Genomic DNA, 14,044 nt, shown 5'->3' with positions numbered 1-14,044 from the left:
CCTCCGGCACGCGGGGTTCGCCGCGTGCCGCGGGGGACTCGCGCGTCAGTGGCGGCGCGGTGTCACCAGCGGGTGCGACCGGTCTCCCGTCCGCGGTGGTGGCGACCGGTCTCGGGCAGCTCGCGGCGGCGGCGCGGGGTCGTCGGGGTGGCGAGGGCCTGCACGGGGATCGGGGCGGTCAGGGGGTCGCGGCGGAACTCGTCGACGGGGTCCTGGGTGGGGTCCTGGGCGCGGGTGGACGCGGCGGGCTCGTGCTGGCGGCTGCGCCAGCCGCCGCGGGTGAGCGCGTGGAAGATCGGCGTCAGCGCGGCGTCCTCGCTGTACGCGTGCCGGCCACCCGCGGGGCCCCAGTCCTCGTCCACCTCGGGATAGCGGGTCGCCGCCAGCCAGTCGAGGTCCGTCACCAACTCGGACACGCGTCACCTCCGTGATCGTCGCTGCGCCGCCTGCACTAGTTGCGACCCCTTGTCGGCTGGGCCGTTCGGCGCACCTGCCACCCACAACGGGGACACCCGGGCGGGGAAACGGTCCGGGCGGGACCGTTACAACCCCTCGGGTCGATTCCGCTCGTTCGGGTGGATTCGAACGTTGCGGCGACTCTGCTGAGTATCAGGACGGCGGCCCGGCAGGACACGCGGGAAGGTCCCCCGGCCGAAGGAACGAGACCACCCGGCGGGGTGGGCAGCCGGGCAGGCGGAACTGGGCCGTTCGGGCGGCATGCACGCGGCTGCGCGCTGCGGGCCGTGAGCGACCATTCCCCCTTCGGAGCAACGCAGCCCCGGTCGGCGGTCAATCACACGGGTGTGGTTCATCGGGCGGTGACCGCAAAGCTGCGGAATCGCAGCCCGGCGACGGAGCGTGTCGGCTTGCGCTCGGCCCGGTTCAGGCAGCTCAGGGTCAGGCAGCGGTGTCGAGCTCGTCGACGGTGTCGAGGTCCAGCGGGAGCAGCGCCGCGCGCACGTTCTCCTCGAGGTGCTCCACGCCGCTCGTGCCCGGGATCGGCAGCATCACCGAGGAGCGCTGCAGCAGCCACGCCAGCGCGACCTGAGCCGGGGTGGCGTCGAGCCGGCGCGCGGCCCCGTCGAGCGCGCCACCGGGCTGCGCGAGCTCCCCGGACGCGATCGGCGCCCACGGGATGAAGCCGATGCCCTGCTCGGTGCAGTAGCGCAGCACGTCGTCGCTGCTGCGGTCGGCGATGTTGTAGCGGTTCTGCACCGTGGCCACCTCGACGACGCGGCGGGCCGCCTCGATCTGGTCGACCCCCACCTCGGACAGCCCGACGGCCGCCACCTTGCCCTCCGCCTGCAGCTCGGCCAGCACGCCGTACTGCTCGTCGGCGGGCACCTGCGGGTCGACGCGGTGCAGCTGGAAGAGGTCGATCCGCTCCACGCCGAGCTTGCGCAGGCTGTGGTCGCACTGCTGGCGCAGGTACTCCGGCCTGCCGTAGGCGTGCCACTCGCCGGGCCCCGTGCGCAGCAGGCCCGCCTTCGTGGCGATCGTCAGCCCGTCGTAGGGGTGCAGCGCCTCCCTGAGGAGCTCCTCGGCCACGTCCGGCCCGTAGGAGTCGGCGGTGTCGAACAGGTCGACACCCAGGTCGGCCGCCCGCCTCAGCACCGCCACGGCGGACGCGCGGTCGGCGGGCGGGCCCCAGACGCCGGGACCGGTGAGGCGCATGGAGCCGAACCCGAGTCGGTGGACGTCGCGGCCCTGCTCGCCGCCCAGCCTGAAGCGGCCGGATGCGGCGGCGGGCCGGCTGTCGGAGAGGGTGCTCACCCCACCCACCATGACACCGGCTCCGGACGCGACGCCGCAGAACGTGACAGGCGCCTCGCCCAGCGTCATGGCTGCCACTCGGGGGTGGCGTCCCGGGATCCGGATGCGTCCGATTGCCGGTCCGGGACCGGCGCACTACCGTTCCGACGTGGCCAAGATCGTGCCGTTGCCGCAGGCCGTGTCGGAGCTGGTGCACGACGGGGACACCGTGGCGCTCGAAGGGTTCACGCACCTCATCCCGTTCGCCGCGGGCCACGAGATCATCCGGCAGCAGCGCAGGCGGCTCACGCTCGTGCGGATGACCCCCGACCTGATCTACGACCAGATGATCGGTGCCGGCTGCGCGTCCCGCCTCGTGTTCTCGTGGGGCGGCAACCCCGGCGTCGGCTCGCTGCACCGGATGCGCGACGCGCTCGCCACCGGCTGGCCCGCCCCGCTCGAGATCGAGGAGCACAGCCACGCCGGGATGGCGAACCGGTACGTGGCGGGCGCCTCCGGGCTGCCGTTCGCGGTGCTCCGCGGGTACCGGGGCACCGACCTGCCCGCCCACACCGACACGATCTCCACGGTCGAGTGCCCGTTCACGGGGGAGCGGCTTGCGGCGGTGGCCGCGCTCAACCCCGACGTCACGATCGTGCACGCGCAGCGGGCCGACCGGGAAGGCAACGTCCAGCTGTGGGGCATCACCGGCGTGCAGAAGGAGGCCGTGCTCGCCGCCGACCGGGCGCTGGCCACCGTCGAGGAGGTCGTCGACGAGCTGACACCGGTGCCGGGGGCGGTGGTGCTGCCCGGCTGGGTGCTCGACGCCGTCTCGGTCGCCCCGGGCGGCGCGGCCCCGTCCTACGCCCACGGCTACTACGACCGCGACAACGCCGCGTACCGCGCGTGGGACGCCATCAGCCGCGACCGGGAGGCGTTCACCCGCTGGTTGCGCACCATCGAGGAGGCGGCGGCATGAGCGCGCAACCCGTGGCCGGCACTCAGCCGGCTCCCACCTGGACCGCCGACGAGATGATGAGCATCGCGGCAGCCCGCGCGCTGCGCGACGGCCAGGCCTGCTTCGTCGGGATCGGGCTGCCGTCCACCGCGGCCAACCTCGCCCGCAGGCTGCACGCCCCGCGGCTGGTGCTGATCTACGAGTCGGGCACCCTCGGCACGCGGCCCGACGAGCTGCCGCTCTCCATCGGCGACGGCATCCTCGCCGACTCCGCGCTGACCGTCGTCAGCGTGCCGGAGATCTTCAACTACTGGCTGCAGCCCGGCCGCATCGACGTCGGTTTCCTGTCCGGCGCCCAGATCGACCGCCTCGGCAACATCAACACCACCGTGATCGGCGAGTACGACGAGCCGGCCGTGCGCCTCCCCGGCTCGGGCGGGGCCCCCGAGATCGCGGCGTCCTGCCGCGAGGTGATCGTCGTGATGCGCCACCGGCTGCGCGCGTTCGTCGAGCAGGTCGACTTCGTGACGTCCGTCGGGTACGGCAGCGGCCCCCGCCACCGCGAGCAGCTGGGGCTGCGCGGGGGCGGGCCGGTCCGCGTCATCACCGACCTCGGCGTGCTCGAGCCCGACCCGGACACGGCCGAGCTCGTGCTCACCGCCCTGCACCAGGGCGTCACCGTGGAACAGGCGCGCGCCGAGACCGGGTGGCCGCTGCAGGTGGCCACCGACCTCGTCTTCACCGCGCCCCCGAGCACCACCGAGCTGGAGACGCTGCGTGGGATGCGCACCGTCGGAGAGAAGGAGAACCCCAGGTGAGCGCCGTCGCACTGCACCACGTCGACGAGGGCCCGCGCGACGCGCCCGTGATCGTGCTGTCCGGCTCCCTCGGCTCGACGCTGGAGATGTGGCGTCCCCAGGTCGCGGCGCTCACCGAGCGGTTCCGCGTGATCCGGGTGGACCACCGCGGGCACGGCGGCTCCCCGGTGCCGCCCGGCCCCTACACGATGGCCGACCTGGCGGGCGACGCGCTCGCCCTGCTCGACGACCTCGGCCTCGACCGCGTGGCGTGGTGCGGGTTGTCGATGGGCGGGATGGTCGGGATGTACCTGGGTTCCGAGGCGCCCGACCGGATCACGAGCCTCACGCTGTGCTGCACCTCCGCGAACTTCCCCGACACCACGGTGTGGAAGGAGCGCATCGCGGCCGTGGCGTCCGGGGGCACCGCACCGCTCGCCGAGGGGATCGTGTCGCGCTGGTTCACCCCGGAGTGGGCCGCCGCGCACCCCGACGTGGTCGCGGAGGCTGCGAAGTGGGTGGCCGGCACCCCGGACGAGGGGTACCTCGCGTGCTGCCAGGCGCTCGAGGTGTGGGACCACCGCGAACGGCTGGGCGCGATCACCGCGCCCACGCTCGTGATCGCGGGCGCCACCGACCCGTCCACGCCGGTGGAGCCGCACGCCCGCACGATCGTCGAAGGGGTGCCGGGCGCCCGGCTGGAGGTGCTCGACGCCGCCCACCTGGCCACGATCGAGGCCGCGGACGAGGCCACGCGGCTGATCCTGGAGCACGCCGCCGCGCACGCGGTCTGACGGTCAGCCGCTTGCACCCGCGGCGAAGGCCGTGAGCAGCTCGGCGGTCCGCGCCGGTTCCTCGAGCGGCGGCGAGTGCCCCACACCCGGCAGCATCTCGATGCGGGCTCCGGGCACCACCCGGTAGTCGGCGGCGGACGAGGACCTCCACCTGCGGTCCTCGGCACCGAAGATCACCAGCAGCGGGGTGGCGAGGCCGGCCAGCCGCTCGGGCAGCGGGCGCTCGCGCAGGTACTCCCGCGCCGCCCGGCTCGTCGCGGTGAACGCCGGGTAGGTCATCCCCAGCACGTCGTCGACCACCGCCTGCGGGATGTCGACGTCCCGGGTGACGGCGCCCGCCGCAGCCCTCCGCACCAGGGAGTCGGTGCGCAGCCGCCACAGGAGCTGGCCGGCCACGGGGAGCTCCAGCAGCTGGTCGACGGGGCCTTCCGGGTAGAGGGCGTCGAGGCTGGGCCCGGTGTTGACCAGGACGAGCGCGTCCACGATATCGCGCCGCTGCTCGGCGAGCGCGGTGGCGACCGAGCCACCGGTGGAGTGCCCGACCACCACGGCCCGGTCGACCCCGAGCCGGTCCAGCACGGCGCCGACCCGGCGGCCCTGGGCGGCGATCGCGTAATCCCCGCCGGCCGGCTTTGCGGAGCTCCCGTGCCCGAGCAGGTCCACCCGGATGACGCGGTGGGTGCGCGCCAGCGCCGGCACCACCTGGTCCCACGACCGCCCCGACGCGGAGAACCCGTGGACCAGCACCAGCGCCGGTGCGTCGCGCGGCCCGTCGTGCGTGACGTGCAGCTGCTCGCCGTCGACGACCAGGGTCGGCCCGCACGTGGCGGGCGCGTCCTGCTGCTGCACCGACACGGTGTTGACCAGCAACAGCGCGGCGAGGGCCGCGGCCACGGCGAGCAGGGTGCGTGATCTCGTTCGCACGGGCCCACCGTCGCGGCCCGCGCACCAGCCGGTATTGGACGGATGTCGCCCCGGCCGAGCGTCCGTACCATCGGATCATGCGGTCCGGCGGCCTCGAGGTGGTGCCTCCGGCGCGGCCGATCCGGGTGCCGGGCACCAGCATGGCCGGCTTCCGCGCGCGCGGCCCGGAGCCGCTCGAGATGCGGATGGTGCCGCACCCGTCGGTCACGCTCGCCGTCGAGCTCACGCCCGGCGCGTTGCACGTCGACGACCCGACCGGCCGCCGCCGCGGCAACCTCGTGGCCGGGCTGGCGTTCCGCGACCTCTGGGCGCGCGGCCGGGGCGTCGAGGCCCTCCAGGTGCGGTTGTCCCCGCCGGCCGCGTACGCCGTGCTGGGCACCGCGCCCGCCGGGCTGAGCGGTGCCGTGGTGGCCCTCGACGACCTGTGGGGCAGCGACGCCGCACGGGTGCAGGAACGACTGGTCGGCGCCGGCTCGTGGCAGGAGCGGTTCGCGCTCGCCGAGCTCCTGCTCGCCCGCCGGTACGGGGAGGGGCGGCGCGTGCACCCCGAGGTGGCCCGGGCGTGGGAGCGGATCGTCCGCAGCCGCGGCCGGATCCGGGTCGAGGGCCTGGCCGCCGACGTCGGGTGGAGCCGCAAGCGCCTGTGGTCCCGGTTCCGGGCGCAGATCGGGATCTCCCCGGTCCGCGCCGCGCGGCTGGTCCGCTTCCACGACGCCGCACACCGGCTGGCCGCCGGCCTGGGTCCGGCCCGCGCCGCCGCCGACTCCGGCTACTTCGACCAGTCCCACCTCCACCGCGACGTGCGGGCGTTCAGCGGGGTCACACCCGCTGCGCTGGCCGGGGAGCCCTTCCTCGCGGTGGACGACGTGGCGTGGCCCGGCCAGGCCCCGCCGGTCACGCCGCCTCAGGGCTGCGGCCCGCCGACCAGCACCTCCTCGTAGGTCGGTGCCTTCTTCACCAGCCCGCTGCCGAGGTGGAAGGCGCGCGCGGTGTCGTAGGGCCCGCGCTCGACCTGCGGCGAGCGCGGGATCTCCCGCGCCAGGATGGGCACGAGCGCGTCCAGCGTGGCCGGGTCGGTGTCCTCCAGGTAGCGGCCGAGCAGGTCGCGCGCCTGCGCGGGATCGCCGTGGATGTCGTCGAAGGCGCGGGTGATCGCCCGGTTGAACGCCGCGAGCTCGGCCGGCTTGCGGTCCAGCAGCTTCTGCGTGCTGAACACGACGCCGTGCAGCGCGCCCCGCAAGCTGGGCACGTCACCGCGCACGGGTGAGATGTACGTCCGGCCTGCGCCCGCGGCCTCCACCTGCTGGGCGATCGGCTGGAAGAACGCCAGCGCGTCCACGCGGTCGGCGGTGAGCGCGCCGATCGCGGCGGTGGCCGCGCCACCCAGGTTCACCAGCGTGGCGTCGACCGCGGCGTCGCGGCCGGTGCTGCTGAACAGGTGGCTGACGAGCGCCTCGGTGCCGCTGCCCGGGCCGGTGATCCCGATCCGCTTCCCGACGAGCGCGGCGATCTTCTCCTCGAGGGTGCCCGGCTCCGGGAAGGACAGCGGGACGACGACGTCCACGTAGTACTCGGTGACGAGGCTGGTGACGATCCGGGTGCCGTCGTCGATCTTCGCCAGGTTGAACGCGTCGGTGATGACCCCGGCGCCGAGGTCGATGCTGCCGCCCTTCAACGCTGCGGCCACCTTCGCCCCGGTCCCGAGCCGCGGGCGGTCGGCCAGGCGCACGCCCTCGGCCTCGAAGTAGCCCTGGTGCTCCGCGACGAACAGCGGGAGGAACGCCACCGAGTTGCTGATCTGCCCGACGTTGAGCACGCCGGGCGGGGTGGTGGAGTAGCGCGTGGCGCAGCCGGCCAGCAGCAGCGGGCCGGCCGCGAACGCCTTCAACAGCGTCCTGCGGTCAGTCATCGGTCGGCTTCCAGCGGTTGACCCGCCGCCCGACCAGCCCCACGAGGACGTTCAGCACGCTCGCGATCACGCTGAGCACCACCAGCGTGGCGAACACGCCCGCGGTGTCGAACTGCGCGGCGGCGTCGTTGATGAGGTAGCCGAGCCCGCGGTTGGACGCCACCAGCTCGCCGATCACCGCGCCGATCAGCGCGTACGGGATGGACACCTTGAGCCCGGTGAGCACGCCGGTCATCGACGCGGGCAGCACCACCTTGCGGGCGATGTCGCGGCGCGTGCCGCCCATCAGCCGCACGGCGTCGACCAGACCGCGGTCGACGTCGCGCACCCCCGCCGCGGTGTTGAGGAACACCAGGAAGAACACCGTGACCGCGGCGAGCAGCACCTTCATGTGCATGCCGATGCCGAACCAGACGATGAACAACGGCGCGAGCGCGACCTTCGGGATCGAGTACAGCGCCATCACGAACGGGTCGAGCACCCGGTACGCGAGGCTCGCCGACGCCAGCAGGAACCCCGCGGCCGCCCCCGTCGCCGCACCCAGGACGAACCCGTAGACGATCTCCTGGACCGTGATCCACGTGTTCGACCACAGTGTGCCGTCGGCGCTCCACTCGCCGAGCCGCTCGAGGATGTCGCTGGGCCTGCTGACGAACGTGCTGTCGATCCACCGGTCGGACGCGATCTCCCACAGCACGAGGAGCACCACGAGCAGCGCCGCCCGCGTGCCCCACACGATCGTGGTGGCGCCGTGGCGCTGCCACCACGTGCGGTCGAGCGGCACGCGCACCGGGCCTGCGTCCACCGCGATCTCGCTCACCGCTGGGCCTCCCTGAGCGTGGCGGACAGCTCCCGGTGCAGCGAGACGAACTCCGGGTCGACCCGCAGCTCGTCGGCCGACCGCGGCCGGGCCAGCCCGATCTCCCGGTCGAGCAGGATCCGCCCGACCTGCCCGAGCACGACGACCCGGTCGCCGAGCAGGATCGCCTCCTCGATGTCGTGGGTGACGAACACGACGGTCTGGCCGCTGCCCTGCCACAGCCGCAGCAGCTCCAGCTGGAGCTCCGTGCGCAGCTGCGCGTCGAGCGCGCCGAACGGCTCGTCCATCAGCAGCGTCTCCGGGTCGCCCGCGTACATGCGGGCCAGGCCCGCGCGCCTGCGCATCCCGCCGGACAGCTCCCGCGGGTAGTGCTTCTCGAACCCCGAGAGCCCGACCCGCTCCACGAGCTCCGTGGCCACGCGGCGCCGCTCCGCCTTCTCGACGCCGCGGATCTCCAGCGGCATCTCGACGTTGCGCAGGACGTCGCGCCACGGCATCAGCGTGTCGTGCTGGGTGAGGTAGCCGATCTGCGTGTGCGGGCCGCCCAGCCTGCCGTCGCGGTACCGGATCTCACCGGAGCTCGGCGGGATCAGCCCTGCGAGCATGTTGAGCAGGGTGGACTTGCCGCACCCGCTGCGGCCCAGGATCGTGACGAAGCTGCCCTCGGCGATGCTCACGCTCAGCTCGCGCAGGGCCACGATCGCCTCGTCGCCCTTGGCGAACTGCTTGGTGACCGCGTCGGCGGCCAGCACCGCCCTCACGCGCGCGCCTCGGGCGCGTCGGGGAGGGGATCGGCGCCCGCCAGCCACCGGCTGTTGTGCACCGTCATGAGGCGCACCTCCTCGTCGGTGAACCCGGCCGCGAGCAGCCGGTCGGCGGCGAGGGCCAACCCGTCCTCGACGGGCGGGTTGAACGGCTGGCCCAGGTCGCTGGAGATCACCGAGTGGCGCGGCCCGACCTCGCGGATGTTGCCGAGCCACACGTCCCACGCGACCTTGCCCGTGAACGGGGTGGTGTAACACCGTTCCAGCAGCGCACCCTTCTCCGCGAGCGCGCGCTGGCGCTGCACGCCGATGCGCTGCGACGTGAATTCCGGGTGCGTCACGACCATGCGGCGCACGCCCTCGTCCAGCGCGGCGTCGATCACCGCGGTGGACTCGTCCTGGTGCAGGTGACCGGTGGCGAGCGTCATGTCGTGCTTGGCGATCAGGCGCAGCACCTGGCGGGTGCGCTCGAGGACCTTGCCGTCGGCGTCGAGCACGTCCACCGGGTCGGCCGCCATCCCCGCGGCGGCGAGGTCGGCCTGCAGCTGCGCCCACATCGGCGGGATCGCGCCCTCCGGGGCCTCGGCCAGGCAGGAGCGCTGGTTGGCGCTGTCGACCGTGGGCAGCCAGACGAACTGCGCGCCGCCGCGGCCCGCGATCTCCACCGCGATCGGGTTGAGCCCGCCGACGGACGCGTTGAGGGTGATGGCGCCGAGCGCGTCGACGCCGGGGTGCGCCCGGCGCACCACCTCGGCGCGTTCGGCCGTGGGCGCGTAGTGGGACTTGAGGACGAACCCCGCCATCCCGACGGCCGCGAACCGCTCGGCGAGGGTGACGTCGTCGATCCGGCGGCGCATGACGTCCGGGGCGACGTGGATGTGGACGTCGTAGGCGCCGCGCACGAGATCGCGGGCGTGGGCGGAGGGCACTTCGTGCGGGCCGGCCATGGAGCTCCTTCGCTGCATTCCTCGCCCAGATTGTCAACAATTATGGTCACACAAGACCAGAGGAGGCACATGTCCGCAACCATCGCCGTGCTCGGCCTCGGCGAGGCCGGTGGAGCGCTGGCCCGCGACCTGCTCGCCGCCGGGGCGGTGGTGCGCGGCTACGACCCGGCCGTCCCCGCGACCGGGGGCGTGCTCGACACCGGCTCGGAGGCCGAGGCCGCCGACGGGGCCGACCTCGTGCTGAGCGTGAACAGCGCGTCCGCCGCCGTCGACGCCCTGCGTGCCGGCATCGGAACGGCCGCGACGTGGGCCGACCTCAACACGGCGTCCCCGGGCACGAAGCGGGTGCTCGCCGGGATCGCGGCCGAGCACGACGTGCCGTTCGCCGACGTGGCGATCATGGCCCCGGTGCCCGGGAAGGGGCTGCGGGTGCCGATGCTCGCCAGCGGTGCCGCCGCTGCGGAGGTGGCACGGATCCTGAACCCGCTCGGCGCCTCGGTGGAGGTGATGCCCGGCCCGGCCGGGCTCGCGGCGGAGCGCAAGCTGCTGCGGAGCGTGTTCTTCAAGGGGATGGCGGCTGCCGTGGTCGAGGCGCTTGCCGCAGCGCGCGCGGCCGGGTGCGAGGCGTGGCTGCGGGAGATCATCGAGAACGAGCTGGCCGGCGCGGGTGCCGCCACGGTGGAACGGCTCGTCACCGGCTCCTACCGGCACGCGGTCCGCCGCACGGCGGAGATGGCTGCGGCAGCCGAGATGCTCGGTGAGCTCGGCGTGCCGGCGGACGTCGCGGGTGCGGCCCGCGACCACCTGTCCCGGCTGTGACGACCGTCACTCGGGCTCGGTGAGAAGTCGGCGCCGCCGGCTCCGACTCCTCCACATGACCCCACTCCTGCGAGTCCAGAACTTCACCGTGTCCCGCGACGGCTTCGGTGCGGGCGAGAACCAGAGCCTCGAGCGGCCGTTCGGCCACGCCGACCCCGGGACCATGTTCACCTGGGCGGGCGCCACGGCCGGCTGGCCGAACCGGACCGACCCGGGCGGCAGCCGCGGCCTCGACGACTACTTCACCCGCGACTTCGGCAACAACATCGGCGCAGAGATCATGGGTCGCAACAAGTTCAGCCCGCAGCGCGGGCCCTGGAAGGACCACGACTGGCTCGGCTGGTGGGGCGACGAGCCGCCGTTCCACACCCCGGTCTTCGTGCTGACCCACCACCCGCGCCCGTCGTTCACGCTCTCCGACACCACGTTCCACTTCGTCGACGCCGACCCGGCCACCGCCCTCGCACAGGCGCGGGAGGCGGCCGGCGGCAAGGACGTCCGGCTCGGCGGCGGGGCCACCACCATCCGGGAGTTCCTCGACGCCGACCTCGTCGACACCCTGCACGTGGCGGTCTGCCCGCACGTGGAGCTCGGGTCCGGCGTCCGGCTCTGGAAGTCCCCCGACGAGCTCCTCGACCGGTTCCACCTCGAGGTCGTGCCCAGCTTCAGCGGCGTGGTGCACCACCTGTTCTGGCGGAGGTGATCCGGTTCGGCGGCCGGCGGGCGCGGCTGCGTGCCGCGCCCGCCGGCCGGCTACCGGGCGAGCACGAACCCCTCGTAGCCGTTGCGCGCGACCTCGTCGCACTTCTTGCGGTACTCACCGACCCCGCCCGCGTAGGGCATGAACACCCGCGGCTTGCCCGGGACGTTCGCGCCCATGTACCAGGAGTTGGCCTTCGGGTAGAGGGTGTGGCTCGCGATCTGGTTGACGTGGTCGACCCAGGCGTCCTGGGCCTCCGGGCAGGGCTCGATCGTGGCCAGGCCCTGTTCCTGCAGGTGGGCGATGGCGTCGCACACCCAGTCGACGTGCTGCTCGATCGACACCATCATGTTCGACAGCACCGACGGGCTGCCCGGCGCGGTGATCATGAACAGGTTGGGGAACCCGGCCGATCCGATGCCCAGGTAGGTCCGCGGTCCCGCGCTCCAGGTCTCCGCGAGCGAGACCCCGTCCCGGCCCCGGATGTCGACGTTCGTCAACGACCCCGTCATGGCGTCGAAGCCGGTGGCGTAGACGATCGTGTCGAACTCGTACTCCCGGACCGCGGTGCGGATGCCCCGCGCGGTGATCTCGACGAGCGGCTCGCGCCGCAGGTTGACCAGCTCGACGTTCTCCCGGTTGTAGGCCTCGTAGTAGCCGGTGTCCAGGCACGGCCGCTTGGTGCCGACCGGGTAGTCGGGACAGAGGTCCTCGGCGGTCCGCGGGTCGGCGACGATCGAGCGGATCTTGTCGTGGATCCAGTGCTTCGCCAGGTCGTTGGCCTCCTGGTTGGTGGCGAAGTCGGTGAACGTGGTCAGCAGGTTCACCAGGCTCCCGCTCTCCCACGCCTCCTCGAACGCCGCGTTGCGCTCCTCCTCGGAGGCCTCCAGCGCCGACCTCGTGGGAATCGCGGTGGGCACGCCGAACCCGGACTCCTGCTGCGCCTTCCGGTAGTCCCGGTAGCGCGACTTCATCCCGGCGATCTCGTCGACGGTCAGCTTCCGGTTGCGCGCCGGCAGGCTGTAGGCGGGCGTGCGCTGGAACACCGTGAGCTGGTCGGCCTGCGCGGCGATGACCGGGATCGACTGGACGCCGGACGAGCCGGTCCCGATGATCCCGACCCGCTTGCCGGTGAAGTTGACGCCCTCGTGCGGCCAGTGCGCCGTGTGGTACGTCTCGCCCTCGAACGCGTCGAGGCCGGGGATCTCCGGCAGCTTCGACGCCGACAGGCAGCCGGTCGCCATCACCAGGTACCGCGCCGTCACCGTGTCGCCGCGGTCGGTGCGCACCGTCCACGACCGCTGCGCTTCGTCGTAGTGCGCCGCGGTGGTGCGGGTGCCGAAGACGATGTCGCGGCGCAGGTCGAAGCGGTCGGCGACGTGGCGGGCATACGCGAGGATCTCGGGCTGGGTGGGGTAGCGCTCCTGCCACTCGAAGCGCTGCTCCAGGTCGGGGTCGAACGAGTAGGAGTACGACAGGCTCTCGACGTCCACGCGTGCGCCGGGGTAGCGGTTCCAGTACCAGGTGCCGCCCACGTCCGTGCCGGCCTCGAACACGATCGCGGACGTTCCCGCGGCGCGGAGCTTGTGGAGCAGGTACATGCCGGAGAAGCCGGCGCCGACCACGACGACGTCGACGGTCCTCGGGACGTCGCGGCGTTCGGCACGGGTGGGTTCTGCGGTGACCGACATCGTCGTCCTCCTCAGGCCCGCGTGGCGAGCAGCTCGTCGATGGCGGCGACGACGTGGTCGATCCCGTCCGCGCTGCCCGGCAGGACGTTCACCATCGTGAAGAAGGCGTGCATCTGCCCGTCGAACCGCCGGTGCTGCACGGGGACACCCGCCCAGGCCAATCGGCGGGCGTAGGCCTCTCCCTCGTCGCGCAGGACGTCGTGCTCCGCGGTGAGGACCACGGCCGGGGGCAGGCCCGACAGGTCCGCGGCCTTGATCGGGGAGGCGTCGGGCTCGGCGCGCACGGCGGGGTCGGGCGCGTAGTGGTCCCAGAACCAGATCATCGAGTCCCGGGTGAGCATGAGCTGGTTCTCCGGGTCGAGGTAGGTCTCGTTGTCGAAGTCGGCGTCGGTCACCGGGTAGACCAGCACCTGCAGGTCGATCGCCGGCCCGCCCGCGGCCTTCGCGCGCAGGGCCATGACCGCGCTGATGTTGCCGCCCGCGCTGTCTCCGCAGACCACCAGCGGGCCGGACGGCGCGAGCTCCGCCTGGTTCTCCGCCACCCACCGCAGCGCCGCCCAGGAGTCGTCGACGGCGGTGGGGTAGCGGTGCTCGGGGGCGAGCCGGTAGTCGACGAGCACGGTCGTCATGCCGGTGCGCTCGGCGAGGACCCGCCCGAGCGTGTCGAACTCGTCGATCGCACCGATGACCCAGCCGCCGCCGTGGTAGTAGACGAGGACACCGCGCGGGCTCTCGTTCGGGGTGAGCACCCGCACGGCGATGTCGCCGCCGTCGACCGGGACCCGGACGTTGCGCACCTCCTTCATCTCGGGGCCCGAGCCGTACATGTCGCGGAGCAGCCGCCCCAGGCCGCGGGCCTCCTCGGGCGTCATCTCGTGCAGCGGCTTCGCGCCGGATTCGGCCATCTGGGCCAGGAACGCGGTCGTGGCGTCGTCCAGTGCCATGCACATCACCTCGGTGTGAGTGGGCGGAGGAGCCCGAGCCGCCGCGCGCGGCGACGGTCGGGCACGCGGCCCGCGGGAGCGGGTCCGGCGTCGGGGGACGGACCGAGCATCACCCGGCGAAGTGGCGGGGGTCACCGTTCATCTGGCTCGCTTCCGAGCCAAATGGCGCACACGCGACCTTCTCGGTGGCCGTCGCGCGTGCGAGGCTGACGGGGTCGGGTCGAC

The 14,044-nt window shown here is 73.4% G+C and carries 15 protein-coding genes; 6 read left to right on the top strand and 9 right to left on the bottom strand.

All coding sequences use genetic code 11. The features are described from left to right. Positions 1 to 62: 62 nt before the first annotated feature. Both ACFPL3_RS40065 and ACFPL3_RS40060 read right to left on the bottom strand, forming a co-directional pair. Positions 63 to 416: a hypothetical protein gene (locus tag ACFPL3_RS40065; protein WP_343942188.1), complete on the bottom strand. Its 354-nt coding sequence runs from the start codon at positions 414 to 416 to the stop codon at positions 63 to 65. 481 nt (positions 417 to 897) lie between these two features. Beyond that, the gene (locus ACFPL3_RS40060; protein ID WP_343942187.1) at positions 898 to 1,773 is read right to left on the bottom strand and encodes an aldo/keto reductase; all 876 of its coding nucleotides are present in this window, start codon (positions 1,771 to 1,773) and stop codon (positions 898 to 900) included. A gap of 148 nt (positions 1,774 to 1,921) precedes the next feature. On the opposite strand from ACFPL3_RS40060, the gene ACFPL3_RS40055 reads away from it, so the two are divergent. Genes ACFPL3_RS40055 through pcaD form a run of 3 tightly spaced genes read left to right on the top strand, consistent with a single transcriptional unit; the run spans position 1,922 to position 4,301 of the window. Further along, the gene (locus ACFPL3_RS40055; protein ID WP_343942186.1) at positions 1,922 to 2,731 is read left to right on the top strand and encodes a CoA transferase subunit A; all 810 of its coding nucleotides are present in this window, start codon (positions 1,922 to 1,924) and stop codon (positions 2,729 to 2,731) included. Beyond that, on the top strand, positions 2,728 to 3,528 hold the full coding sequence (locus ACFPL3_RS40050; protein WP_343942185.1) for a CoA-transferase subunit beta: 801 nt from the start codon (positions 2,728 to 2,730) through the stop codon (positions 3,526 to 3,528). Before ACFPL3_RS40055 ends, ACFPL3_RS40050 begins: the two co-directional genes overlap by 4 nt. Beyond that, the gene (gene pcaD / locus ACFPL3_RS40045; protein WP_343942184.1) at positions 3,525 to 4,301 is read left to right on the top strand and encodes a 3-oxoadipate enol-lactonase; all 777 of its coding nucleotides are present in this window, start codon (positions 3,525 to 3,527) and stop codon (positions 4,299 to 4,301) included. Before ACFPL3_RS40050 ends, pcaD begins: the two co-directional genes overlap by 4 nt. Positions 4,302 to 4,304: 3 nt before the next feature. Here pcaD and ACFPL3_RS40040 read toward each other — a convergent pair whose 3' ends face one another. Next, positions 4,305 to 5,225: an alpha/beta fold hydrolase gene (locus ACFPL3_RS40040; protein ID WP_343942183.1), complete on the bottom strand. Its 921-nt coding sequence runs from the start codon at positions 5,223 to 5,225 to the stop codon at positions 4,305 to 4,307. 77 nt (positions 5,226 to 5,302) lie between these two features. On the opposite strand from ACFPL3_RS40040, the gene ACFPL3_RS40035 reads away from it, so the two are divergent. Next, positions 5,303 to 6,166: a helix-turn-helix domain-containing protein gene (locus ACFPL3_RS40035; protein WP_343942182.1), complete on the top strand. Its 864-nt coding sequence runs from the start codon at positions 5,303 to 5,305 to the stop codon at positions 6,164 to 6,166. Here ACFPL3_RS40035 and ACFPL3_RS40030 read toward each other — a convergent pair. The 4 genes from ACFPL3_RS40030 to ACFPL3_RS40015 are packed head-to-tail and all read right to left on the bottom strand — an operon-like array spanning position 6,130 to position 9,665. Further along, a complete protein-coding gene (locus ACFPL3_RS40030) occupies positions 6,130 to 7,134 on the bottom strand; it encodes an ABC transporter substrate-binding protein (protein WP_343942181.1) in 1,005 nt (334 codons plus the stop codon). The two genes, ACFPL3_RS40035 and ACFPL3_RS40030, sit on opposite strands and share 37 nt — an antisense overlap. Beyond that, positions 7,127 to 7,954 (bottom strand): ABC transporter permease, encoded by an 828-nt coding sequence (locus ACFPL3_RS40025; RefSeq protein WP_343942180.1) that lies wholly within the window; start codon positions 7,952 to 7,954, stop codon positions 7,127 to 7,129. Before ACFPL3_RS40025 ends, ACFPL3_RS40030 begins: the two co-directional genes overlap by 8 nt. Further along, the gene (locus ACFPL3_RS40020; RefSeq protein WP_343942179.1) at positions 7,951 to 8,715 is read right to left on the bottom strand and encodes an ABC transporter ATP-binding protein; all 765 of its coding nucleotides are present in this window, start codon (positions 8,713 to 8,715) and stop codon (positions 7,951 to 7,953) included. Before ACFPL3_RS40020 ends, ACFPL3_RS40025 begins: the two co-directional genes overlap by 4 nt. Next, a complete protein-coding gene (locus ACFPL3_RS40015; protein ID WP_343942178.1) occupies positions 8,712 to 9,665 on the bottom strand; it encodes a DUF6282 family protein in 954 nt (317 codons plus the stop codon). The genes ACFPL3_RS40020 and ACFPL3_RS40015 overlap by 4 nt, the downstream gene beginning before the upstream one ends. A gap of 69 nt (positions 9,666 to 9,734) precedes the next feature. On the opposite strand from ACFPL3_RS40015, the gene ACFPL3_RS40010 reads away from it, so the two are divergent. After that, complete coding sequence (locus ACFPL3_RS40010; RefSeq protein ID WP_343942177.1) at positions 9,735 to 10,484, top strand: DUF1932 domain-containing protein; 750 nt, start codon at positions 9,735 to 9,737, stop codon at positions 10,482 to 10,484. Positions 10,485 to 10,539: 55 nt separating this feature from the next. Beyond that, positions 10,540 to 11,187, top strand: a complete 648-nt coding sequence (locus tag ACFPL3_RS40005; protein ID WP_343942176.1) for a dihydrofolate reductase family protein — start codon at positions 10,540 to 10,542, stop codon at positions 11,185 to 11,187. A gap of 50 nt (positions 11,188 to 11,237) precedes the next feature. Here the strand turns inward: ACFPL3_RS40005 and ACFPL3_RS40000 are convergent, their stop codons facing one another. Both ACFPL3_RS40000 and ACFPL3_RS39995 read right to left on the bottom strand, forming a co-directional pair. Next, the gene (locus tag ACFPL3_RS40000; protein ID WP_343942175.1) at positions 11,238 to 12,875 is read right to left on the bottom strand and encodes a flavin-containing monooxygenase; all 1,638 of its coding nucleotides are present in this window, start codon (positions 12,873 to 12,875) and stop codon (positions 11,238 to 11,240) included. Between the two features lie 11 nt (positions 12,876 to 12,886). Next, positions 12,887 to 13,819, bottom strand: a complete 933-nt coding sequence (locus ACFPL3_RS39995) for an alpha/beta hydrolase (protein WP_343942174.1) — start codon at positions 13,817 to 13,819, stop codon at positions 12,887 to 12,889. Between the last annotated feature and the right edge of the window lie 225 nt (positions 13,820 to 14,044).

It is taken from the genome of Pseudonocardia zijingensis (assembly GCF_042657305.1).
Lineage (GTDB): Bacteria > Actinomycetota > Actinomycetes > Mycobacteriales > Pseudonocardiaceae > Pseudonocardia > Pseudonocardia zijingensis.
The sequence above is the reverse complement of the archived record's forward strand: the minus strand, read 5'-3'. Positions and strand labels throughout refer to the sequence as shown.

Excerpts from the sequence above, each read along its gene's own strand:
- ACFPL3_RS40050 (WP_343942185.1), top strand. The coding sequence starts at position 2,728 with ATGAGCGCGCAACCCGTGGCCGGCACTCAGCCGGCTCCCACCTGGACC.
- ACFPL3_RS40035 (WP_343942182.1), top strand. The coding sequence starts at position 5,303 with ATGCGGTCCGGCGGCCTCGAGGTGGTGCCTCCGGCGCGGCCGATCCGG.
- ACFPL3_RS40030 (WP_343942181.1), bottom strand. The coding sequence starts at position 7,134 with ATGACTGACCGCAGGACGCTGTTGAAGGCGTTCGCGGCCGGCCCGCTG.
- ACFPL3_RS40015 (WP_343942178.1), bottom strand. The coding sequence starts at position 9,665 with ATGGCCGGCCCGCACGAAGTGCCCTCCGCCCACGCCCGCGATCTCGTG.
- ACFPL3_RS40010 (WP_343942177.1), top strand. The coding sequence starts at position 9,735 with ATGTCCGCAACCATCGCCGTGCTCGGCCTCGGCGAGGCCGGTGGAGCG.
- ACFPL3_RS40005 (WP_343942176.1), top strand. The coding sequence starts at position 10,540 with ATGACCCCACTCCTGCGAGTCCAGAACTTCACCGTGTCCCGCGACGGC.
- ACFPL3_RS40000 (WP_343942175.1), bottom strand. The coding sequence starts at position 12,875 with ATGTCGGTCACCGCAGAACCCACCCGTGCCGAACGCCGCGACGTCCCG.
- ACFPL3_RS39995 (WP_343942174.1), bottom strand. The coding sequence starts at position 13,819 with ATGGCACTGGACGACGCCACGACCGCGTTCCTGGCCCAGATGGCCGAA.